Annotated in this window: 18 protein-coding genes and 1 tRNA gene; 6 read left to right on the top strand and 13 right to left on the bottom strand. The window is 62.8% G+C overall.

The features are described 5' to 3' along the window. Nucleotides 1–2: 2 nt before the first annotated feature. The 5 genes from OKW37_RS12200 to OKW37_RS12220 all read right to left on the bottom strand — a co-directional run bounded on the left by OKW37_RS12200 (nt 3) and on the right by OKW37_RS12220 (nt 5,367). Entirely contained in the window at nt 3–1,193 is a 1,191-nt protein-coding gene (locus tag OKW37_RS12200) for an ImmA/IrrE family metallo-endopeptidase (RefSeq protein WP_429355411.1), read from the bottom strand. Beyond that, nucleotides 1,186–2,562 (bottom strand): 7-cyano-7-deazaguanine synthase, encoded by a 1,377-nt coding sequence (locus OKW37_RS12205; protein WP_429355412.1) that lies wholly within the window; start codon nt 2,560–2,562, stop codon nt 1,186–1,188. The genes OKW37_RS12200 and OKW37_RS12205 overlap by 8 nt, the downstream gene beginning before the upstream one ends. Further along, nucleotides 2,559–3,134 carry a hypothetical protein gene (locus OKW37_RS12210; RefSeq protein ID WP_429355413.1) on the bottom strand — a complete coding sequence of 192 codons (576 nt, stop codon included), beginning with the start codon at nt 3,132–3,134 and terminating at the stop codon, nt 2,559–2,561. The genes OKW37_RS12205 and OKW37_RS12210 overlap by 4 nt, the downstream gene beginning before the upstream one ends. A 785-nt stretch (nt 3,135–3,919) precedes the next feature. Then, nucleotides 3,920–5,128, bottom strand: coding sequence for a tyrosine-type recombinase/integrase (locus tag OKW37_RS12215; RefSeq protein ID WP_184068691.1), 1,209 nt, complete (start codon nt 5,126–5,128; stop codon nt 3,920–3,922). 152 nt (nt 5,129–5,280) lie between these two features. Further along, nucleotides 5,281–5,367 (bottom strand) — tRNA-Leu (locus OKW37_RS12220). Nucleotides 5,368–5,781: 414 nt separating this feature from the next. Between OKW37_RS12220 and rnr the strand changes: the two genes are divergently transcribed. The 3 genes from rnr (at nt 5,782) to rpiA (ending at nt 10,211) form a co-directional block, all read left to right on the top strand. Continuing rightward, nucleotides 5,782–8,265, top strand: a complete 2,484-nt coding sequence (gene rnr, locus OKW37_RS12225; protein ID WP_429406265.1) for a ribonuclease R — start codon at nt 5,782–5,784, stop codon at nt 8,263–8,265. A 132-nt stretch (nt 8,266–8,397) separates the two neighbouring features. Then, nucleotides 8,398–9,141 carry a 23S rRNA (guanosine(2251)-2'-O)-methyltransferase RlmB gene (rlmB, locus tag OKW37_RS12230; RefSeq protein ID WP_184029367.1) on the top strand — a complete coding sequence of 248 codons (744 nt, stop codon included), beginning with the start codon at nt 8,398–8,400 and terminating at the stop codon, nt 9,139–9,141. Between the two features lie 374 nt (nt 9,142–9,515). Further along, the gene (gene rpiA, locus OKW37_RS12235) at nt 9,516–10,211 is read left to right on the top strand and encodes a ribose-5-phosphate isomerase RpiA (protein ID WP_429406263.1); all 696 of its coding nucleotides are present in this window, start codon (nt 9,516–9,518) and stop codon (nt 10,209–10,211) included. Nucleotides 10,212–10,260: 49 nt separating this feature from the next. Here rpiA and OKW37_RS12240 read toward each other — a convergent pair whose 3' ends face one another. After that, nucleotides 10,261–10,503 (bottom strand): hypothetical protein, encoded by a 243-nt coding sequence (locus tag OKW37_RS12240; RefSeq protein WP_429406261.1) that lies wholly within the window; start codon nt 10,501–10,503, stop codon nt 10,261–10,263. Nucleotides 10,504–10,859: 356 nt separating this feature from the next. Between OKW37_RS12240 and OKW37_RS12245 the strand changes: the two genes are divergently transcribed. Continuing rightward, complete coding sequence (locus OKW37_RS12245; protein ID WP_429406259.1) at nt 10,860–12,089, top strand: glycosyltransferase family 4 protein; 1,230 nt, start codon at nt 10,860–10,862, stop codon at nt 12,087–12,089. Between the two features lie 494 nt (nt 12,090–12,583). Continuing rightward, complete coding sequence (locus OKW37_RS12250; protein WP_026225425.1) at nt 12,584–13,006, top strand: helix-turn-helix domain-containing protein; 423 nt, start codon at nt 12,584–12,586, stop codon at nt 13,004–13,006. A 276-nt stretch (nt 13,007–13,282) separates the two neighbouring features. On the opposite strand, the gene OKW37_RS12255 is transcribed toward OKW37_RS12250, so the two are convergent. From OKW37_RS12255 to OKW37_RS12285, 7 genes are all read right to left on the bottom strand, one after another. Continuing rightward, complete coding sequence (locus OKW37_RS12255; RefSeq protein WP_429406257.1) at nt 13,283–14,668, bottom strand: undecaprenyl-phosphate glucose phosphotransferase; 1,386 nt, start codon at nt 14,666–14,668, stop codon at nt 13,283–13,285. A 36-nt stretch (nt 14,669–14,704) separates the two neighbouring features. Next, on the bottom strand, nt 14,705–15,439 hold the full coding sequence (locus OKW37_RS12260; RefSeq protein ID WP_184068676.1) for a Crp/Fnr family transcriptional regulator: 735 nt from the start codon (nt 15,437–15,439) through the stop codon (nt 14,705–14,707). 627 nt (nt 15,440–16,066) lie between these two features. Beyond that, nucleotides 16,067–18,757: a glycosyl hydrolase 2 galactose-binding domain-containing protein gene (locus tag OKW37_RS12265; protein WP_429406254.1), complete on the bottom strand. Its 2,691-nt coding sequence runs from the start codon at nt 18,755–18,757 to the stop codon at nt 16,067–16,069. Between the two features lie 15 nt (nt 18,758–18,772). Next, nucleotides 18,773–19,846: a DUF1839 family protein gene (locus OKW37_RS12270; RefSeq protein WP_429406252.1), complete on the bottom strand. Its 1,074-nt coding sequence runs from the start codon at nt 19,844–19,846 to the stop codon at nt 18,773–18,775. Further along, nucleotides 19,843–20,910 (bottom strand): amino acid--[acyl-carrier-protein] ligase, encoded by a 1,068-nt coding sequence (locus OKW37_RS12275; RefSeq protein ID WP_429406250.1) that lies wholly within the window; start codon nt 20,908–20,910, stop codon nt 19,843–19,845. The genes OKW37_RS12270 and OKW37_RS12275 overlap by 4 nt, the downstream gene beginning before the upstream one ends. Beyond that, nucleotides 20,911–22,218 carry an acyl-CoA dehydrogenase family protein gene (locus OKW37_RS12280; RefSeq protein WP_184068664.1) on the bottom strand — a complete coding sequence of 436 codons (1,308 nt, stop codon included), beginning with the start codon at nt 22,216–22,218 and terminating at the stop codon, nt 20,911–20,913. It lies immediately after the preceding gene. Continuing rightward, nucleotides 22,215–22,466, bottom strand: coding sequence for an acyl carrier protein (locus OKW37_RS12285; protein WP_090804328.1), 252 nt, complete (start codon nt 22,464–22,466; stop codon nt 22,215–22,217). The genes OKW37_RS12280 and OKW37_RS12285 overlap by 4 nt, the downstream gene beginning before the upstream one ends. A 367-nt stretch (nt 22,467–22,833) precedes the next feature. On the opposite strand from OKW37_RS12285, the gene OKW37_RS12290 reads away from it, so the two are divergent. Continuing rightward, complete coding sequence (locus tag OKW37_RS12290; RefSeq protein ID WP_184044011.1) at nt 22,834–23,367, top strand: GNAT family N-acetyltransferase; 534 nt, start codon at nt 22,834–22,836, stop codon at nt 23,365–23,367. Nucleotides 23,368–23,426 lie beyond the last annotated feature (59 nt).

Genomic DNA, 23,426 nt, shown 5'->3' on the forward strand with positions numbered 1-23,426 from the left:
TATCAATCCGGGAGCTTGAGCAGTTCATCCGTATCCCTTTCCTCAAGCTCGATTTGATCGATAATGCCGCGTACTTCCACTCGGCCTAACTTTAGTAACTCCGCCAATTGTCCTTCCGACATTAATTCGCGCTTCCAGGCGGCATGTGCCATCAAGCTCAGGCGGTGGGAGATGGGACGGTCGGCATCGCTTTTCGCCGGATCTCGGCGTTCAGTCATTTCGCCGAGAACCTCCCGAGCGTGCTCATCGGTGATGCCGCCATTGTTCTCGAACCAGACCCAGGTACCTTTCTTGGCAAGCCCTAATTCCTCGAGCCGGAGGCAGCACGCCTGTCGCGATATGTTGTACTGTTGGGCGAGGAGAATTATTAGACGGCGGGTCGTCTTGCCAGTGATCTGCTTCAATTGGCGGAAGCTTTCCGAGAAACTCTCGGCCGGCGTCAGGAAAGTACGACCAAAAGCGTTGGCATAGCGCTCGTCGCGTGACAGGAATTTCTCATCTTCTTCGAGCACCTCCGGAGTCTGACGCGTCCCATAGAAGTGGCCGAGCTCATGCGCCGCGGACTGGATGCGCCGGGGTAACGGATGACTAGCGTTGAGAAGAATGCAGGCACCAATGCTTTCATCGTAGTTGAAGAGGCCCGCAATCTTCGAGTTGGAAGCAAGGCGACGCTGATACAGGCGGATGCCAAGATCCAGCTCGATTACCGAGAAAATGTCGGCAATCGGTCCAGAGCCAAGACCAAGCCAGTCGCGCAATTCCTTGGCATGCTTTTCGGCAAGTGCCGTGACGTCGCCCTCATTGAGGCCGCGCTCCGGCGGATAATTTCGTCGGCGCTGAATGCCCAGTATATTCTCCATTTCAACATCCGCTTTAATCAAGTCGTTGAATAGCCGGATAGCATCAGCGGTTTGCGCGTCTTCTGTTTCACGCAATTTTCGAAAGCGAGGCAATAAGTCGACGTGAACGGCTTCCCGGCGGAGCAGAGCGTTCACTGATACGCCGTAGTGGCGGCCGAGCAACTGGATTTCCTGAATACGCACGCGGCGTACGCCCTTCTCGATGGATACGAGAGTGGGGCGGGAAACGCCGATGATTTGGGCTGCATCCTCTTGCCGAATGGCTGCGTTCTCTCGTGCTATTCGCAGGCGGCGTCCAATTTCCTGTGAGGTCAGCTCATTTAGATCAGCCATAGCGTCCTCCATCCATCCAGTTGTTCAGGAAGCTTTGTTGCCCTTGAGCGGACAGAAATGCTCGCCATTCTTTGGCATGTGATGCCAACATCCATTTCAGTTTTTTCAAAGTTTCCTCATATGTTTCCCCGGTCGCGATCGCGATTTGCGAAGCGTACGCGCGAAGACCGTCGTCGGGTCGACCGGCCATGTCCGCAAGATGCTGCAGATGGCGCGCACCGACGCTTCCATATTCGATCATGATGTCTCTATCGGCCTTCTGAGGGATGACCGACAAAGCATCTCCCACATCGGAGGCGGCAAGATCGAACACAATATAGGTGTCGCGAGTCTCTGTGACTCCGGCGGCATGCAGACTCAAGCGCCTCAGCAGGCAGGCAGCGCACAGGCCACACTGTTTCTTCTCACCTACATTAACTACTCGGCGTGTTTGCCAGCAGGATCGAGTATTCGTCAGATGCTCTTTAGACTTTCCAGGTATGTGCAAGAATGCGCTTAGTGTTTGGCCTTTCGTGAACCAAAGGCGCGGTTGCTCAAAACTGACCTGGTAGTTTTGCAATGCCCTGATGAACTGCTCCATCTTTCGAAAGAACGTCGGATGGTTGCGATAGTCAGGGTAAACGTTGTACAGCGGAAGCAGCACCGGTCCAAGCGCTCCCTGTCCGCTCTCTGGAACGACAATCCGAGTCACGTTCGAGAGCTGCGTGGCAATCGCTGTTACCGCTGCGAACTGAAATCCGCGTGAGCGGAAGCTACTCTCGCTGCCACGGTATTCCTTGGTCTCGAAGGGAATCTGAGTGAAGTAGCTATCGCCGTCCTTGGGGCGCTGGTAATTTCCAGCGACCCGGATACAAAGGGCTTCGTCCCTTGCGCCGCTCAAGGCCGATACTGCGCGCGAGTCCAAACCATTGCTGTAGGCAACAGCAAAGGTCTTGGTCTTACCAAAGTCCAAAGGTATCTGTCGCGAGCCGATTGGCGAGGGCGCCTTCGTTTTCACAAAGGTGAATTGCCACGTGTCGCCGGTCAGATGGTTCAAGACGCCCTGGAGGCTGTTCAGAACCTCCGGCTGCTGCCAACTCTCGGGGGCGGCAACGGGAAGAGTCACATGTAAGATGCGCCGCCAGCCCAGCGGCCGCTTCCAGCGACGATCAGCGAACTCCACGGCGGCACAGAGAACGAGCATATCGTAGTGAATTGGCTTGCACCCCTCAACGTCGAAGCTATCGAGAGCTGACGGATCAAAGCGGATGTGCTGGCCGATTTCCGCGATTTCGGCATCCTTCGGGACGGCACGACCGCGCTTCTGCCCATTCTCGAGGACAACCAGACGCTTTTCCGATCTAGCTGGTTTTTTGACGCTAGTGCTCATTCTTCAGGGCCCTCATCTACGCCGCTTTTCTTATGGAGCGCTTCGCCAAATGCGCGCTTGTTACCGGAGGCCAAAGCAGCGCAGAGCTCATCAGGCTTCATGGCAGAAAAGGTTTCGTGGTTTCGCTCAAGGCCCTTTCGATAATCCTCGCGCTTCATGTCTCCAAGATCGCGGGCACGAATGCAGTGTTCGTCGAGCCGATTCTTAGTGGTGCCGATCCATTCTCTTGCCGTGTTCCCCAACGCTTGATCAAGTGCTTGCTTCGTCGAAATCTGATCCCTGAGATTGGCGATCAAATGCCTGTTCAGAGACTCGGACAGAAACGACCTGGGGTGGCGATCAAAGATCGTCTCGATCGCTGCCGCAGGGTCCAGATCCATTTGGGGGCGCTGGGCATGTGCTCTGAGTTCGCCGAAAAGGGGATGGAAGGTCTTCATGTCTACGTCGCGAATCATGCTGTGGCAAGCCTGCGCCATGCGCTCTTCAGCGCTCGTGGCGTCGCTAACCAGCTTTTGGCCGTATACCTTCCAACGACTAGTTAATGCGACATTTCTGAATGGTCCGTCAGACATAGCGCCCTCCAATGTCAGCAATGTACGATTTAAATCTGACAATGTCAACTTATGTGTAAAATATGCTGACATTGCGCCTAGCCGAGGTCACGGGCGAAGAAATCGCTGACGATCGGCCTTGACGGTGGAGGACGCGAGTCTCGCTGGGTCAATAAGAACCGCTGGATCAGCGACGTGCCGTTAGCGGAGTCGGATCCCAGGTCGGTTTTCTGACCGCTGGTGGTGCTGAGACCGGGTGGGCCCGCGCAAATGAGATGTAGACGTCGAAATAGCAGCCGGCCAATATGAGATCGACATCGGTGAGGCGCAGCCCGGAATCGTGGAATTGAGCGTGGCGGTGCAAGAATTTGCCACTATTATTTTGATTGCGGCGGCTGTAGCGCTTCGAGAGCGTTTGCTTTGTCGCAGAGAAGCTTCCCCGCTTCTGAGGGGCGTAGCATAGCTTCCGCAGGCTCTGCCGGGACCGTGTTGGAACGTGCCTGACGGTATCGACGACGGTATTTCGACAGAAGCCGTCCTCGAATGCTTCGTGTCTGCGATCTTTCAATGGAAGCACGGGTCGATTCTCCGATACAGTCTCGTCAAAGCTGACAACTGCTGCTTGGAGTTTCCGGTATCACTGACGGTATCGATCCAGCGTGACAAGGCGGAAACGCTGTCCCGACTGGGCTCCCGCCTTGGGATTGACAATCGAGTGGGGAGGGTGCCCCAAGACGAGCGAGAAGGCGTTGAATGAGAATGGGCGGTGCTCCAAGTAGCGAGGGCGTCGTCATCGGTCGGCTCAATTACGGCTTCGCGCTGCAGAGCCGGTCAATGTAATCAGCCCACTCTTGCATAACGCGGCGACGGTCATCGTCGAAGGTTGTCCTGTCATACGCCTTCTGCACGTCCCCTCGTTTTGCGTGCGCGAGTTGCGCCTCCAAAATGTCGATGTCGATGCCTAGCCGCTCCCTCCCCACGGTGCGTAGCATGCCGCGGAATCCGTGAGTTGCATGCTTTCCCTGGAAGCCCAATTCGCGCAATGCCTTGCTTAGGGCATCCCGGTGCAAATGCGGCGTCTTCTGGCGCGCCGGTGAGGGGAAGACGTAGTGTCCGCGGCCGGTCAGAGCCTCGAGCTCCTCGAGCAACTCAACCGCTTGCTTCGGCAGTGGCACGATGTGCTCGTGCTGCATCTTCATCCGGCCGGCCGGGACGTGCCATTCGGCCACATCGAGATCCACTTCGTCCCAGGGTGCGGCTGCGACCATCCCCGGACGCAGACCGGTAAGCATGGTCAGTTTCAGGGCGGCCCGCGTGATCGGCGATTTATAGGTGTTAATGGCTTGCACGAGCGGCGCGATCTCGGCGGGTTTCGTGATTGCCGGAATATGCCCTTTCTTATGCCGTGGGATGACGCCGCGCAGCGACAGCGGAATACCGTCTTCTCTTAGACCGTGTTGTATTGCGTAGGTCACGATGCCGCCGACGTACTGGCGCGCTTTCGTGGCGAGGTTCGGCGCGTGCGCCGCAATCGCTTCCAGCACGGGTTTGACCTCGGGCGTAGCCAAGGTCGAAATCGGCTTATTGCCAAGCGCCGGACTCAGGTACTCGCGCACCACGAACTCGGCCTTCCGGTACGTCTCATCGGCCCACTCCTTGCGCTTGAATGCGAGCCACTTCTGAGCCACAAGCTGAAATGCGCCTTCGGCTGCGCGCTTGCGCGCCGCTGACTCGGCTCTCCGGTGCTCGACGGGATCGGTGCCATCGCGGACGAGGTTGCGCGCGATGGTGGCTGCTTTACGCGCATCCACGAGCGAGACGTCAGGGTAGGGACCAAGGCTGAGGAAGTTTTCCTTGCTGGTGCCCGGTCGCCGATATCGCAACAGCCACGTCCGGGTACCGTTTGGCCGGACCCTCAGTGCAAGACCATTTCCATCAGCGAGCAGGTAAGGCTGCGCGCGCGGCTTGGCGGCGCGAAAGACCAATTCCGACTTCGAATCGACGCGTCTGGGCATGACAAAGCCCCCGAATCTGGTATACGCAACAGTATACGTAAAAATGATCGACGTCAGCGGAACGTAACGGAACTGCAGGCAACAAAAAACCCCGTAAGACCTTGATCTTACGGGGTTTCTCGGACCACTACGGCTTACGCCGGAACAACTGATGGTGCCCAGGAGAGGACTCGAACCTCCACAGTGTTGCCACCGCTAGGACCTGAACCTAGTGCGTCTACCAATTTCGCCACCTGGGCAGGTGATGAACAGCAAAGACCGCAATTATAGCGACAGATTCCGACCTGTCAAGCGATTTGCCGAACGCGATTCAACCTCGCGGCGAGCCCGGCGCACTATGCGTCCCAACCACCGCCGCAGGCCCGCGTGGCGCCCGACACGGGTGTTAGAATGCCTCGCAGTAGTTCGTTGGCACGATGCACATCCGGCGTCCCGACGCGAGTGTCACTTGCGATCAGGCAGACGCGCGTCGGCTGGCGTCGAACGAGCCGGACCCAGGCAGTTTCCGGTGCAAATCGCAGTGGGAGCAGAAGAGCAGAAAGCAGCAGGTGCAATGACCGAGCCAGCGCAGCCGCCGTGCAGATGCAGCCGAGCGCGACTGCGCGCATTACGCAAACGCCTTCCAGGCCGGATCACATCGCCGACCGACGTCCATGCAACGAGAAAAAATCATCGATAAGCCCTTGAGCAAATTTCCGTATCCGATTCCAAGCCGCGAAGAAATCCTCGGCGTGCTGCGCACGAGTGAAGTGCCGCTTGCCGCGAACGACATCGCCGAAGCCCTGTCGATCAAGCGCCAGGAGCGCGAAGGATTTTTCAAGCGTCTCGGCGCAATGGAGCGCGACGGCCAGATCCGGCTCGATCAGCGCAATCTCTATCAACTGACCCATCCGTCGAACTTCGTCGCGGGCCGCGTCCAGGGCCATCGCGACGGCTACGGTTTCCTGATTCGCGACGACGGCCAGGACGACCTGTTCCTGCCCAACGGCGAGATGCAGAAGGTCATGCACAACGACCGCGTGCTCGCGCGCATCGTCGGCTATGACCGGCGTGGGCGGCCCGAAGGGCACATCGTCGAGGTCACCGACCGCGCGAACAAGCGCGTGATCGGCCGTCTGCTCAACGAGAACGGCGCGCTGATCGTCGCGCCCGAAGACAAGCGCATCGGCCACGACATCCTGATCACGCAGAACACCCGCAAGGCGAAAGTTGGCCAGGTCGTGGTGGTCGAGCTGACCGATTTTCCGAGCCGTCATTCGCAGCCGCTCGGCCGTGTGGTCGAAGTGCTGGGCGATATCGACGACCCCGGCATGGAAATCGAAATCGCGGTGCGCAAGTACGGCGTGCCGCACGAGTTCGGCGAGGCCGCGCTGGCCGAAGCGGCGAAGCTGCCCGACGAAGTGCGCCCGGCCGACATTCGCCATCGCGTCGACCTGCGCGACGTGCCGCTCGTCACGATCGACGGCGAGGACGCGCGCGACTTCGACGACGCCGTCTATTGCGAGCCGGTGCAGGTGGGCCGCGGCGACGGCTTCCGCCTGATCGTCGCGATCGCGGACGTGTCGCATTACGTGCTTGCGCAAAGCGGGCTCGATACCGACGCGATCGAGCGCAGCACGTCGGTGTATTTCCCGCGCCGCGTGATCCCGATGCTGCCGGAGAAGCTGTCGAACGGACTGTGCTCGCTGAATCCGCAAGTCGACCGCTGCGTGCTCGTGTGCGACATGATCGTCACCGCGCGTGGCGACGTGAAGGCGTATCAGTTCTATCCGGGCGTCATGCATTCGGCCGCGCGGCTCACCTACACCGAAGTCGCCGCGGTGCTGAAAAACACCAAAGGCCCGGAAGCGACCCGCCGCGCCGCGTTGCTGCCGCAACTGCAGAATCTGTATGGCGTCTACAAGGCGCTGTTCGCGGCGCGTCAGAAGCGCGGCGCGATCGACTTCGATACGACGGAGACGTACATCGTCTGCAACGCGCAGGGCAAGATCGAGCAGATCGTGCCGCGCACGCGCAACGATGCGCACAAGCTGATCGAGGAATGCATGCTGGCCGCGAACGTGTGCGCGGCGGACTTCCTCAAGCGCAACAAGCATCCGGGCCTGTTCCGCGTGCATGCGGGCCCGAGCGCGGAAAAGCTCGAGAACCTGCGTACCTTCCTGCGCGGCATGGGCCTGACGCTCGGCGGCGGCGACACGCCGCACGCGAGCGACTACGCCGCACTGATGGCGCAGATCCGCGACCGGCCCGACGCCTCGATGCTGCAGACGATGCTGCTGCGCTCGATGCAGCAGGCGGTCTACAGCCCCGACAACATCGGCCACTTTGGCCTCGCCTACGAGGCCTACGCGCACTTCACGAGCCCGATCCGCCGTTACCCCGACCTGCTCACGCATCGCGCGATCTACGCGATCCTGCAGGGCCGTAAGTATCAGCCGCAGCCGCCGCACGGCGTCGAGCTCAATACCGCACTGTCGCCGCGCGCCCGCGCGATGCAACAGGCCGACGAGGAAAAGCGGGGCGCCCGCGGGCGCGCGAACAACGTGGCGATCTGGGAAGAACTTGGGCTGCACTGCTCGGCGAACGAGCGCCGCGCCGACGAAGCATCGCGCGATGTCGAAGCGTGGCTCAAGTGCTATTTCATGCGCGACAAGCTCGGCGAAGAGTATGGCGGCATGGTCAACGGCGTCACGTCGTTTGGTATTTTCGTGCAGCTCGATTCGCTGTTCATCGAAGGCCTCGTGCATGTGACCGAACTCGGCTCCGACTACTTCCAGTACGACGAGATCAAGAACGAGCTGCGCGGCGAGCGAACCGGCATTCGCTACCGGCTGTCGGATCGCGTGCGCGTGCAGGTGAGCCGCGTCGATCTCGACGCGCGCAAGATCGACTTCCGCCTTGTGCGCGATACGCCGATCAAGCCGCCTGCGGCACGTGGCATCGCGGCGGACAAGGGAGAAGGCGCTGGCCCGCGCGTGCGCGTGATGCCGCCGGTGGAAAGTGGCGCGTCGGTGCCGGGTCCGCGGCGCAAGAAGGCCGCGCCCGCGCAGAGCGCGGCGGTCAAGGAAGCGCGCGTGGCGAGGAAGCACGGTGTCGCGACCAAGGCGGCGTCGAAGCAGGCACGCAAGAAGCGCTGAGGCTTTCACAGCGCCGGGACCGCGCGCAGCGGGCACGTGAGCACGTGCCGGTTGCGCGCGGTCTGCCTTTTGGTTTCATATTCATCACAGTGGCGCGCGTTGAATGCGCGCCCCATCAAAGGTTGTTCAGTCATGGCACGTCATAAGGTCTTATACGGTTTCCACGCAGTGACCGCGCGTATCCGGCACGATGCGTCGACGGTCGAGGATGTCTATTACGACGCGACGCGCAAGGACCGTCGTATGACCGAATTCCTGCACGCCGCGAAAGACGCGGGCGTGCGTCTGATCGCCGCCGACGAAACGCGTCTGTGGGGCCTCGCGCGCACGGAACGTCACCAGGGCGTGGTCGCGCGCGCGGGCGATCTGCCGCTTGCGCAGAATCTCGCCGAACTGCTCGACGGCATCAGCGGCTCGCCGCTGATCCTCGTGCTCGACGGCGTGACCGATCCGCACAATCTCGGCGCCTGCCTGCGCGTCGCCGACGCGGCCGGCGCCCACGCGGTGATCGCGCCGCGCGATCGCGCGGTGGGACTGAACGCGACCGCCGCGAAAGTCGCGAGCGGCGCGGCCGACACGGTCCCGTACATCACGGTCACGAATCTGGCGCGCGCGCTGCGCGAACTGAAGGACGCGGGTGTCTGGGTGGTCGGCACGGCCGACGACGCGCAGAAGAGTGTCTACGAAACGGAACTCGACGGGCCGGTGGCGCTCGTGATGGGAGCCGAAGGCGAGGGCATGCGACGCCTGACGCGTGAAACCTGCGATGTCGTCATGAACATTCCGATGGCGGGGACGGTGGAGAGTTTGAACGTATCCGTGGCTAGCGGAGTGTGTCTGTTCGAGGCTGTGCGGCAGCGGGCGGTGAAGAAGTAGTTTTTCTGTCGTCGTTCTTGTTTGTTGTCCGATTGTGGGCGCCCGGAACGCGGTGGTGGTTCCGGGCGTTTTGCTTTGAGTGCGGAAAATACAGCTATTTGCGCAGGAGGCGCTTTGGTGTAGCCCCACATTTGGCGCAAAAGCCAGTGTCGTATTCCCTTTCGAAAGCGGGATCAAGGTCCATCGGGTGCGCATTCATGAATAGATCAATTTCGCCGATCAATTCGTGATGGCGATGGATGATTCCTGTGTCTCAATGTGTCCAATCGTGTCCGGCAAACAAACGTGGTCCGCGGCACAAAGCCACCCAAACCCGGCCTTCTCCGCGCCACTCCGGTAAACTACGGGTTTTTCACGCTTTTCCCGCCTCTCCCATGACTCAAGACGAACTCAAGCAACTGGTCGGCCAGGCCGCCGCCGATTACGTGAATGCCAACGTGCCGCAAGGCTCGGTGATCGGCGTCGGCACGGGCTCCACCGCGAACTGCTTCATCGACGCGCTGGCCGCCACCAAATCCCGCTATCGCGGCGCGGTGTCGAGTTCGCTCGCCACCACCGCGCGTCTGCAATCGCACGGCTTCAAGGTGCTCGACCTGAATGAGATCGACTCGCTGCCGGTGTACGTCGACGGCGCCGACGAAATCGATCACAGCGGCGCGATGATCAAGGGCGGCGGCGGCGCGCTCACGCGCGAGAAGATCGTCGCGTCGGTGTCGGAAGTTTTCGTCTGCATCGCGGATGCGAGCAAGGTCGTCGAGACGCTGGGCCATTTCCCGCTGCCGATCGAAGTCGTGCCGATGGCGCGCACCGCGATCGGCCGGCGCGTGACGGCGCTCGGCGGCGTGCCCGTCGTGCGTGTGACGAAAGAGGGTGTGCCGTTCATCACCGACAACGGCAACGAGATCATCGACGTGAAGGGCTTGAGCATCAGCGACCCGCGCACGCTCGAGGCGCATATCAACGCATGGCCCGGCGTCGTCACGGTCGGCCTGTTCGCGGGCCGCGGCGCGAGTCTGTGCCTGCTCGGCACGGACACCGGCGTGCAAACGATCACGTACGGCCAGAATTAAGCGAATTGTGTTTCTGTTCGCTCTGACGCGTGTGAGCCGCTCCAACGGTTCACACGCGTTTTTTGTTGCGGTCGTGCCGCACGATCCCGCTTATACCGCCCGCCGCGGCGGCAATCGCGCGCACCTGGCGGAAAATGTCTGGCACCGTGCGCAGACAATTAGCCGCCGATGCCCGCCGCGCGATGCCCGACACGCGCGCGTCGCCGATCATCCGCGCGCCAGGCGCTTCGAAGCGCACGCGCAATGGACCGTCCGACAGCAGCACCACTGCGTCGCGCGCCGTGCAGCGCACGGCGAATTCCCCCAGGGCCGAACCCGGCCCTCCCAACTGACTGCTCCGATCGCCAAACGGCACGCCAGGCACGCGAGGCACTGCGGCCGTCGAGGTCGCACGCCCGTCGCTCGCGCAGCGCTCCGATCGTAAAGGGGTGGGCTGGACTGGCGAGCAGGCGTGAGGCGATACGTCAGGCGTAGTGCACATACGAAAGCGCCGGAATGAAGCCGTGTTTTTGCAGACGCGAACGGAGTCTGCGAATTACTCGCTTACTGTCGCACGTCGAATGTGGGCACGCGCACGCACAGTCAGGAACGTGGCACATACACTCTTCTCTGAGGCCAGGTGGCGATTCGTGACAGATAGGACGGAATATGAAAGTAGCGATCGTGCACGATTGGCTGGTCGCTCCCGGCGGCGCCGAGAAAGTGCTCGGGCAGATCATCGAGTGCTTTCCCGACGCCGACGTTTTCAGCGTCGTCGATTTTCTCGAAGATCGCACGCCGCTTGCCGGTAAGCCGGTCACCACGTCGTTCATTCAAGGCCTGCCGTTTGCGCGCAGCCGTTATCGCGCCTATTTGCCCTTGATGCCGCTCGCCGTCGAACGGTTCGATCTGTCGAGCTATGACCTGATCATCACCAGTTCTTGCGCAGTCGCGAAGGGCGTATTGGTCGGCCCTCATCAGACGCACATCAGTTACGTGCACTCGCTGATGCGATATGCGTGGGATCTGCAGTATCAGTATCTGCGCGAAGCGAATCTGCTGCGCGGGCCGAAGTCGTGGGCCGCGCGGGTATTGCTGCATTACCTGCGCGGCTGGGACGCGCAGTCGACGAATGGTGTCGATCGTCTGATCGCGAATTCGCAATCGGTCGCGCGGCGCATGATGAAAACCTATCGGCGCGATGCCGCGGTGATTCCGCCGCCCGTCGACGTGAACGAATTCGAACTGCGCACCGAAAAAGACGATTTCTATCTGACCGTGTCGCGGATGGTGCCGCACCAACGCATCGATCTGATCGTCGAGACGTTCAACGCCACGCCGCAGCGCAAGCTGATCGCGATCGGCGACGGGCCGCAAATGGCGTCGATCCGCGCGAAGGCAGGACCGAACGTGACGGTCCTCGGCTATCAGCCATTCGGCGTACTGAAGGAGTATCTGGCGCGTGCGCGAGCCTTCGTGTGCGCCGCCGAGGAAGATTTCGGCATCGTGCCGCTCGAAGCGCAGGCCTGCGGCACGCCGGTCATTGCGTTCGCCAGGGGCGGGGCGCTCGAAACGGTAGTGCCGGTCGGCGACCCGCATCCGACCGGCGTTTTCTTCGCGCGTCAGACGGCGGTGTCAATGCTCGACGCGATCGACCGCTTCGAGCGGCTGAGCGCGTACATCACGCCGGCGGCCTGTCGCGCGAATGCCGAGCGGTTTTCGCCTCAGGTGTTCCGGCGGGCGTTCATGGCCGAGGTCACGCGCACGATTGCGGCGGTCGCTCAGGGTCTGCCGGCGATGGAGCTGGGGGAGCCGGTGAGGTGGGCGCAGCCCGATCTCGCGACCCGGGAACTCGGCATCGCCAGCGACACGGCGCCGAAAAGCAGGTGGAGGCAATGAGGTGAGGATCTTTCGCTGTTCTCGCCTCGTGGAGTTTTCGATAGGAGAGAAAGAGGTTTTCGTCGTCATGCAGTGATTTCGCAACGGGCAGTAACGAGCCGTTCTGACCAACGCGTCCGGGCGGCTCTTGGTGTGGGCGCGTCCGCTTCGCGCTTTGTGTCGGCAGCGCGTATCGCGTATCGCGCGATAGGCGCCGCGCGTGCAAGGCCAGCCGCGGCGGGTCATTGTCAAGCAAGCAGTATTGGACTTCAAAAAACCACATCGGGGTGCGCGCCACGCGCTATGGGCGAGATATTCGCTGGCGCGGCATGCCTCGCGTGGCCATAACGACCTGAAGCAGACGTTCGCTATCGTGATCGCTGAATTTCCTCACTGCGAAGTTCGCCGTGCCGGCAATTCGGCGTGTCACGGCGATTCACTACAACAGGCAGTCGTCATTCGCGCGTCACCGATTAACGCGCCGACGGCTTTTGGACGAGGACGAATTAAAACTCATGAATGCCGATCGCCTTCCGGGACCCTTTCCCGACATCTCCGCAACGTGGGCTGCGCTGAAGAGCCAGTTGCCGATCACGCCGATTCGCACCGAAGAGGATTATCACCAGATGGTGCGAGTCGCCAATTCGCTGTCCGATCATCTAAGCGGCAACGACAACGATCCGCTCGCCGATCTGCACGCGATCGTGACGGAACTGGTCGGTCATTGGCAAGCGCGCAACCTGACGATTCCAAAAGCGGAGCCGCGCGAGGTCCTGCGCCATCTGCTGATCACGCATGGTCTCAAGCAGAAGGATCTGGCCGGCATCGCGTCGCCGACCGTGGTCAGCGATATTCTCGCGGGGCGCCGCGCGATCAGCAAGAAAGTCGCCAAGGCGCTCGCGGTACGGTTTCAGACCGATGTCAGCGCGTTCCTGTAGAGGCGGTGTCGCGCGGCGGACCCGTCCATGACGTGGTCCGTCGCGGCTGCTCATCTTGCGTCAACCACGGCGGCTGTCGATCGGGCCGCCGGCGTTGGCGCTTCTATTCGCAGCGGCGTGTACGCGTTGTTGCCCGGTTGGGTGTTTTTCTCGAATGGAACGCAGGCGCATTCCGGCGATCCTTCAGCGCACCGCCTTCAGTACCCGCACTTCGCATGCGCCGCAGTGCCGGCACGATGACCGACACTCCCGGATGCGATTGCCTCGATGGCATGATCAGAACGCGTTGCGGCCAACAAAGCCCTTGAAAATCGTGATGAAGACGATCTTCATGTCGAACCAGAACGACCAGTTCTGGATATAGAAGAGATCGAACTTCACGCGCGCTTCCATCTTCTCGACCTTGGTGGTCGCGCCGCGATAGCCGTTGACCTGGGCCCAGCCGGTGATGCCGGGCTTGATGCGGTAACGGTGCATGTAGCCGTATACCTGGTCCTTGTACAGATCATCGTGTTCGACCGCATGCGGACGCGGACCCACCACCGACATCTGACCGAGCAGCACGTTCAGAAACTGCGGCAGCTCGTCGAGACTCGTGCGACGCATGAAGCTGCCGAGCTTCGTCACGCGCAAGTCGTTGCGGGTCGCCTGCGTGATCTGGCCGTGCTCTTCCTGGTGCACGGTCATCGAGCGGAACTTGTAGATGCCGAACGGCTGGCCGTCGACGCCCTTGCGGATCTGCCGGAAAAACACCGGTCCCGGCGACGTGAGCTTGATGCCGATCGCGAGCACGGCGAACACCGGCGCGAGCACGATGAGCGCGAGCACGGCGAACAGGCGGTCGAACATCAGCTTGGGCCACATCTGCGGCGACGAGAATGGCGTCGCGCTCAGATTCAGCGTCGGCAAACCGACGACATCGACGATCGCTTGATTGAACAGCGACAGACTGCGCACGTCGGGAATGAAGCGCAGATTGACGAAGTCGTGTCTGAAGGTGCGCGTGAAGCGGTAGATCGTGTGTTCCTCGGAAAGCGGCAACGCGAGCCACACTTCGTTCACGCGTTCATTGCGCACCTTCGTCGCGAACGCTTCCAGATCCGTCAGCACGGGTAGGCGGGTCAGACGCGCGCCATACGCGTCGTGGCCTTGCACGCTGGTGTCGAACACGCACACCGGTTTGAAGCCCGCTTGCGGCGCATGCTCGAGATGCGCGAGCAGCGTGCGCGCAAACCCCGGTGCGCCGACGATCGCGACGGTGCGCGCGTTCATGCCGCGGCGACGTACGAAGCGCAGCACCACGTGCATGATGCAGCGTGTCGCGATGATCAACGCGCCGGAGATCAGCGTCGAGTAGCCGAGCCACAGGCGCGACACCGCATCCGTCCGATGCAGCGTGAACGCGAGCAGGAGCGCGGTCGCGACCACCGTGAGCCACGCGGCGGCGATTCGCGCGAGCACCGGCGCGAGCGCCTTGCCGCGCCACGTCTCATAGACCCCGAAGCCCGGAAACAGCAACAGAACCAGCACACACTTGAACGCGATCAGAAGACGCTCGGTATCGGCGAACGCGATCGGCGCGGAAAAGCGCATCCAGTGGGCGAGCAGACCGCCTGCAATCACGAACAGTGCGTCGAGACATCGAGCAGTAATCCTGAACATAGGCAAATCGACCCCGGTCATCTAGCCGCGTGCCGCTTATTCGACGGTCTCGGCCTGGCGCAGTCGCGGCAGCAGACGATCGAATTCGCGTTTCACGAGGCCGTAGCATTCGCACGCGCGGGCTTCGAGGCCCTTGCGGTCGAGCACCTTGATATGACCGCGGCTATGATGAATCAGGCCTTCGTCGTGCAGCTTGCCGGCCGCTTCGGTGATGCCTTCGCGGCGCACGCCGAGCATGTCGGCAATCAGCTGCTGCGTGACGATCAGATCGTTCGACGCCACGCGGTCCACCTCGATCAGCAGCCAGCGGCACAGTTGCTTGTTGAGCGAGTGATGGCGGTTGCACGCGGCGGTCTGCGCGACCTGGGTCAGAAGAGCGTGCATATACAGCAGCATCAGGCGGCGCAGAAAGTCGGAGCGCGCGAACTGCTGCTTGAGCGCCTGCGCGCTCATCCGGTAGGCGAAGCCCGCGCATTGCACCTGTACGCGGTTGGGCATGGTTTCGCCGCCCGTGAGGACCGGCACGCCGGTCATGCCTTCGCGGCCGACCGCGGCGATCTCGACGGAGCTGCCGTCTTCCATCGTCGAGAGCATTGAGATGATCGCGGTGGTGGGGAAGTACACATGATGGATCCGTTGACCCGAGTCGCATAGCAGTTGCTCGGTGCGCAGATGAACCAGTTCGAGGTGGGGAGCTAGTGCCTGCCATTCGTGCGACGGCATTGCGCCCAGCAGATGGTTACCGTGCAAATCGGATTGAAGTGTCAACATGATCGGTCCTCGCATGAAAGTCGCGCCTCGCGCGACTCTCTCCGTTTATTTGATCCGATGCCCGCATCCTCGGGAGTGGGCTGCCCGGCGAGCAGCCTGGATGAACACATCGGCCCCGTTTTAGGCCTGTCTGCCACCGCCTCTGTTGTTGCGCTCGTGTGCGGTGACACTCTGTTGCGTGGAGGTAGTAGCGAGGACCGTGCCAACGTTAGGGAAAACGCCTGCTGATGCGGCGCAGCGAAGAAGCCCGGAGCGCGTCGGGAGAGTAAAGGCGGCTTTTTGTTTCAGTTCTGCACACCCCTGCCGGATGGGGAATGCATCGTATGAAAGCTTCGGGTTTGGGCGAATCCCTTGATATCAAAGGCTTCACGGCCAAAAACTGGGTGCTGTCGAAGCTGTCTCAGATTTGAACCTGGCGCCGCATGCACGTTTTGAAGCGCTCCTCGTGAAGTGCCGGAAATGATTCAGAAGTGTTAAATGGAGTGCGTGCGCTGTCGCACGTAAGGCCTCTCAAAGCCGGCAACAGTCGCGTTCGAGCCAACAGTGAGCGAGCCGGGCAGACAGTTCGAGAGCTGCGAAGCGAGCTTTGGGGCGCTTCGCGTACGTGCGACTAGTTCGGAATGACCACTAGCCGTAGAAGATGGCGGATAGCGCATTGATCGCGCGGACTTCCCCCTGGGGTGCCCCGCATGTTTCATCCACTTTAAAGGCCGCGTTTGATGCAGGAGCAACGAGTTCTTGCGGCGACGCCGCGAAGGCGGTCGGCAGCAGCGGTTCGAGCGCACGCAGCGGCACGATACAGCGCCGGTTCGGCGCGAGATGGAACCAGTCGCGCACCGCGCGATAACGAGGGTCAATGATATGAACGAAGCGCGCAAAGCGCTTCGTTTCGATCGCAAGCTGCCAGCCGCTGCCGTCGCCACGACGTTCGACCTCGACGGTCATACCGAGGTCATCACGCGCGTGCACGCTACGCTCGGGCAGATGAAACGCTTCGGACACGATCTCGCCACTCGCGGCATCGTAGAGCGTTGCAATCGTGACATCGTGCGCGCGTGGGCCGAAGCGGTACGCATGCGTGAAATCGAAGAACTGGCCCAGATGCGCGGCCGCACTGATGCGTTGCAGGCTGCGCGGGGCAAGCGTCAGCGCGCGTCGCGCGGAAGTGACCTTCACGCTGCCGTCGCGCAGACAGACCAGTTCGAGTTCGCCGCAAAACGTTTGTGCGCGCTCGTTGATCAGATGAATATCGAGGCCGTTCAGGCCTTCGTCGGTGAGCGTGATCTGCAACGGCTGCAGTGTCTGCGCGAAGCCGTGCAGCGCGCTTTTCGGCCGTCCCGTCGCGTCGATCACGCCCCAGCCCGCGCCCGCGCGCAGATCCTGCAACTGCCACACGAGGCCGCCGCCGCACGACGAGCCCGCGCGCCGCCACTCGGCGAACACGTCGCCGATCAGCTCGGCAACCACCGCGCGCGACAGATCCAGATAACGCGCTGCATCTTCATAGCGCAAGCGCGCCGGCTCGACGCCGTAAAGCGCCTGCAAATAATGATCGCGCACGTCGTCGAAATCCCAGCCTGCGCCAGGATCGCGCGGCACGGCGGCTTTCCAGCGCGGATCGTGCGTGTGGATCGTGCCGAGCGCGTCGTGCAGCGTCGCCTCGTCGGGGACGTTGGCGAATGCCAGGCATTCGGCCGCGAAGCGCACCTGCGCGCGGCGCACGTCGGCGAGCGGGCGCTGATACGCGCCGACGCCGTAGTAGTGCGTGACGCCCTCGTTGGTCGAGAACGGCCACGCGCCGCCCGATGGCGAATTGCTGACATAGGGCACGTCCTCACGTTCGCGCGCGACGAGCGCGGGCAGCAGCTCGGTAAACAACGCTTGCGCGCGCTGCGCCGCGGGCAGTCCGAACATCGCCGCCTGCTGGTCGACCTCGCTGCCGCCGCACAGCACCGCGAGCGAGGCAAAGCGACGCGTGCGGCTCAGGAACTGGCTCGCTTCGCGCTCGATCAATGCGCTGAACGCGGCATCGTTCGGGTAGTCGAAATTCGCCAGCGCGAAGTCCTGCCAGATCAGCAGGCCGTACTCGTCGGCGAGCGCATAAAACAGATCGGACTCATAGAGCATCGTGCCGCCGACGCGCAGCATGTTCATGCCAGCGGCGCGCGCGAGCTCGAACGTATGGCGCAATTGCGTTTCGGTGCCTGCTAGCGTGACGAGATCGGCGCTGGTCCAGCATGCGCCGCGACAGAATACGGGCACTTCATTCACGCGCAAGGCGAAACCCGCAGCATCGGCGCCGCGGTCCACTTCGATACGACGAAAGCCGATCGAGCCCAGAGACTGAGAGATCACGTTGCCGTCGACGAGCTGCAACGTCAGAGGATATAAAGTGGGCTCTCCATGCGTATGCGGCCACCAGCGTTTCGCGTGGGGCACGCGCACGTCGCCGGTGAGTGTATATGCATCGTGCCATTGCAAAGACGAAACATGGTCGCCGCAAGAAAGTGTCGCGCGGCAGGCCGCGACGTCGTGGGGGCGTACGAAACGTAAAGTCAACGAAACAACCCCATCCTCTTGCTCGAGCCGGCTGGTCAGATCAATCGTGTCGAATGCGTGCGGCGCGTCGCCGAGCATTTCGATCGGACGCCACGGGCCGACCGTCTGAATCGACGGACACCAGCCGGGCATATGGCCGAGCAGCGTGGTGCGCACGCTGCGAAGCGTCGGCGGCGACACGAGCCGCGGCCGCCAGCGCGCACGCGAGCGTTTGGCCGCCAACGCTGGCGTCAGTGAGCGAAAGCACAGCACGAGCGTCGCGCGGCCATCCAGTTCGATATCCAGATCATGGGCGATGAACATCGATGCGGACTCGAGCCGCTTCACATCGTCGAGCCACACTTGCGCGAGCGTCGCGAGTCCATGAAAACGCAAGCGGCGCCGCCCCGTATCGATCAGCGTGACGCGATACCAGTGATCGTCGAATGCGAGCGGTGGCGGGTGATCGACATCGAGCAGACCGGCGGCGAGCCGCGCGCTCGCGACGGTGCCGGGCACCTGCGCGGCGAGCCAGCCTTGCGCGGGCAGATCGGTCGGCGACTCATAGGCGTGCGGCGCGGTGCTCAGACAGGCCCAGCCGGTGTCGAGCCGTTGCGGCCATAGCGAGGGCGCGGCGCGGGCAGTGCCTGCATCATGCGCTTGCGCGATCGCGCCGGTCGCGCGCGCACGGCCAGCATCGCCCTCGTCAGCGGGCGGATCGAGTGTCGATACATCCACGGTCAATTCCCGGAAAAACCGCGCGGCACGAAGTGCGCGCAACCACGCATCACCGTATTAGCGCACCAGAGCGGCCAGCGGTGGCAGCGTTTTTTCATAAGCGCTTTCAAGCACGTCGAAGCAGTCTTCGCAGGTATCGAGACGGCCGCGCGCGATCGCGCGAATGAGCCGGAACTGCATCACCATCGACTCCGACGCGATGCGTTGTGCGGCGGCCGGTATCGTCGGCGGGATCTCGAAGCCTTGCGCGAACAGCCACTGCAGATACTTCTGCAGGAACTCGAAGTTCGCGCCGAGCTGGCGCATCAGATTGAACGAGTACAGATGGAAGTACGCCTCGTCGCGCTCGAACAGCGTATCGAGATGCGCGGGAAACGCGGCACGCCATTGCGAAATCGGATTGGTCAACGGACGCCGTTCCAGATGCGCGCACAGCAGTTCCGCCGACGCCTCCGCGAGCGCGGTGCCTTCGAGCGCGGGCCGCGCCTGCTTGGCGAACTCGACGTAGGGAAACAGCAGATCGGGCTGCGCGGTGAAATGCGGCAGCTTGCGAAACACGCCGTCGTAGTCGTCGCCCTCGAGCCGGTGGTAGCCGGTGTTGTGGAAATAGCCGAGGCGGCGCGCGGCGGTGTCGACGAAGTCGATGCCGATCGTGGTCTTCGGATGCTCGCGGCGATACGAGGTCGCGCGCGTATCGGGGAGGTAGTAGCCGTCGACCTCGACGAGCACGGTGTGGCCGCGCAGCGTCTGCGCGAGCACGCGTTCTTCGAGCGAGTCGTAGATCGCGAGCTCCTGCACCTGGGTGCCATACAGATGTTCGAGATCGTCGAGCGGAAACTTGAAGAACGTGAACTGATCGCCTTCGAAATCCTGCGTGACCGTGAACGCGAGCGCCGCACGCGGATCGAGCCCGAAGCCGTGCAGCAGCTCGATCCACAGATCGACATAGCAGTTGGTCTCCTGCCACACGCGTTCGCCTTGATGCAGCGCGTGCGCTACGTGCTCGCGCAACTGCGTGCCGGCACCGGGCAGCGCGTGGGTCTGCTGATGCGTCGGCGGATCGCCTGCGCGTCGCGGCAACGACGAGTTGGCGAGCGCGCCGGCAAGCGCCGAAGTCGGCGATGGATTCATGCGCGCTCCCCGGCGACGGTCGCGGTTTGCGTAGATTGCGCCGCCTGCAGCGCATCCGCGACGCGGGTCTCGGTCTCGCCCCACAGCAGCGCGCGCACGTCGTCGGGCCACGCGTCGACGTCGAGCCCATGATGACGGAACAGCGCGAGCGTGATGCGTTCCATGCCGAAGCCGACACAGCCCGTATGCGCGGTCGCGCCGTCTTCGCAGGCGATCTTCCAGATCGCGCCGAAGTGGTCCATGTGATAGTTGAACGACAGGCAGGCCGTTTTGCCGCGCGGATCGGCGACCGCGATCAGCAACTCGAACTTGAGCGCCTGCGCGCGCTGACTATCGGCGACGATCTTGCCGCCGCGGCCGAAGAACGGATCGTTCGCGAGATCGACTTCGACCGGCAAGCCTAGCAGCTTCACAAGCAGCGAGCCGCGCTCGATCCACATCTGCCGGAACGCCATCACCTGCTCGGGGCTGCCGAGACGCACGTATTCCCGTTGACGGAACATCTGCATGCGGCCCGGATCGAGCGACGGCTCATGACGGAAGCAGTACGACAGCACGTCGACGGTGCGGCCGTCGGCGGGCAGCGCGCCGCGCCGCGCCATCACCGGATAGATCGGATAGCAGGCGGCCGGCGTCAGCACGACGCGCGTCGGTTTCTGTTGCGCGAGCCACGCGTCGCCGCGGTCGTCGCCGCTGTCGGCCATCGCATCGTCGAGCGCGCGCAGCAGACGGTGGTGGCCCATGTCGTCGCCGCAAAACGAATGGATGGTGCCCGCTAGATTCGGAAAGCTCTTCAGGTATTCGCTATCCTCGAAGTCGGTGCGGCGCATCGCGGGCGGAAAACGCAATACTTCGGCTTGCTGATCTTTACCCAGCTGCGTAATCGCGAGGTTCAGTCGCTCGATCACGTCCTCGAAAACCTGGCTGCGGCCATACAGTCCGTTTTCACCGGTGTCGATCAGCAGGCCGGCGGCCAGCATCTCGTCGCGCAGCGTGAGCGAAGGCCCCACGTCCGTGGCGGCGGCGGCCGCGGCGATAGCGGCGGTATCGGTCATCAGCTTCATTCAGGGTCTCCCCGGCGCGGCAGGACGTTGCGCGAGCAGCAGACTCGCGGTGTTCTGCGCGATACGGTCGTTATTGATCATCAAGGGCGCCGAGTGCAGGTCGCGCAGATGGCGGCCGACGCTATAGGGCGTGCCGTTCTTGTAGCCCGCCATGCCGCAGATCATCAGCACTTCCTGTACCACCTGCAGCGCGGTGGTCGAAATGCTGGTCTTCAGCGTGTTCATGTCCGACGCGAAACCGAGCATCGCCGCGAGCGGGGCGTCCGCCTGGGTCGCGCCCTCGCGTGCCTGATGCGCGGCGCGCGCGGCCTCCAGCGCGACCGATAAACGCGCCTGCATCATCTGCAGCAGCCCGACCGCTTCGGCGAGCCGCAGGCCCGCCGGCGGCATCGTGCCGGGCTTCGCGCGCGCCTGCGCGCGGAAGAACGCTTTCGCGCGATTGACCGCGTCGACGGTGATGCCGGTCCATACCGAGGCCCACAGCGTGTGCGACACGGGCAGCATGGTCTGATCGGCGATGTCGGCGAACGGCGTCGCGAGGATCTGTTCGGCCAGTCCGGTCGCGACGAGCCGGAAGCCCTCGCTGCAGGTGCCGCGCATGCCCATCGCGTCCCAGCCGCCGCGCCGCTCGAGCTGCGTATCGGCGCGCAGCGCGACGATCAGCACCTGGTCGGACGCGGCCGCGTCGGCGGTGCGCCGCGCGGTCACGAGGATGCCGTCGGCGTGCGCGCCGTACGAGATCGTCGGGGCGAGCTTTTCGATCCGAAAACGCGCGCCATCGAGCTCCACCGAGCACGCGCTCGTGCGCATGTTGCCGCCGATCGTCTCTTCCGACGTCGCCGACGCGAGCAGCCATTGCTGCTCGGCCAGTTGTGCAAGCAGGCTCGCTTGCCAGGCGGAGGCGCCGCGATGAGAGTCGATGCACGCGACCTGGATCTGATGCATCGCATAGATCATCGCGGTCGATGCGCAGCCCTGCGCCAGCGTTTCGCAGATCGCACCGATATCGGCAAGCGACAGGCCCGCGCCGCCGAAAGCGGTCGGCACCATCGCCGACAACAAACGCTCGGCCTTGAGCGCGTCGAACGCCTCGACCGGAAAGCGCGCCTCGCGGTCCACGGCGTCCGCGTACTGCGCGGCGATCGCCGCGCAACGATGCGCTGCAGCACGCCATTCGGGACCGGTATCGAGCGCGCTCAGCGTCCCGGTGGCAGCGCCCCGGCCGTCGCCGGTCCGGGCGTCAGTAGCCGAGTTCGAGGCCGCCCCGCAGGCCGCTGCGGCGGCCTGATCCAGCAGCGGCGCACTCATGCTGCCGCCTTGGCCTGCTGCAACTCCGTCATCGCGGCGGCCATCGAGTCGATGCTCGAGAACAGGCGGCGCGTCAGCATACGGTCAGGAATTTCGACGTTGAATTCGTCTTCCATGGCAAGCATCAGATGCACGGTCGCGAGCGATGAGAGTCCGGCAGCATAGAGGTCGGCGTCGTCGGCGAGGCTTTCCAGCGGGACATCCAGGCGTGCGGATTCGGACAGGATGCGTCTCAATGCAGTTTTCATGCAGTGCTCCCTTATGGTCAAAGGTCTGCCGATGGGTACCGAGGTCGAATGACGTCGGCACCTGATTTTCGTGTGTAGTTTCGTGCGGTGCGAAGACCGCGGCGTGCGTTCGCGATGGTGCAGTGCAGTGTTGCAGGCGGGCCTGCGTGAAGCCATCTGCGATACCGGGCGAACGTGGCAAGGCTGCGCTTCGTTGGCTCGTATTTAAGGATCGTCAACCCCGAGCGTCAGTGCGATGGCGCACGGAAGCACATCTTTAGCGCACGTTACCGTGTAGTCGATGATGAGGGACCGTCATGGATCGGCCTGCCGTCGCGCACGGCAGGCATCGCCGGACCCGCCGAAAATTTTGACAGCCGGGGGCGTGATGAACTGGAAAACGCTGGAGTTCGATCAGCTATCTGCACGTGAGTTGTATGTCGTACTGCGTGCGCGCAGTGCGGTATTCGTCGTCGAGCAGTCGCATGTGTGCCTCGACGCGGACGGTCGCGACGAGCAGGCCTTGCATGTGTTCGCGGTCGAAGACATGGCGCGGCCGATGCCGGTGCTCGCCTATGCGCGGGTGCAGCCCGGCGATTCCGAAGATCCGGAAGTGACGATCGACAAGGTGCTGACGAGTCCGCTGCGGCGCGGCGACGGCACCGCCGAGATGCTGATCGAGCGTGTGCTCGAAGCGGTCGCCCAACGCTGGCCGGGCCGCGCCACGCGCGTGAGCGCACCGCTTGACTTGCGCGGGTTCTACGAGCAGTTCGGCTTTCGCAAGACGGAGGGACCGTACCTCGAACACGGTATGCCGTTCATCGGTCTCACGCGTCAGGTGCGCGGCGCTCAGGCGCGCTTCGGTCCGAGGCGCCGCGAGCGCGACGGCGCACCGTTCGTCAATACGTTCGAACTGTTGTGATGCCGGGTCGGCTGGGTACGCGTTTCAGCCTTGGCATCCAGGTCCACCGACCGTGAACG

Source organism: Paraburkholderia sp. MM5482-R2 (genome assembly GCF_050436125.1).
GTDB classification, from domain to species: Bacteria; Pseudomonadota; Gammaproteobacteria; order Burkholderiales; family Burkholderiaceae; genus Paraburkholderia; species Paraburkholderia tuberum.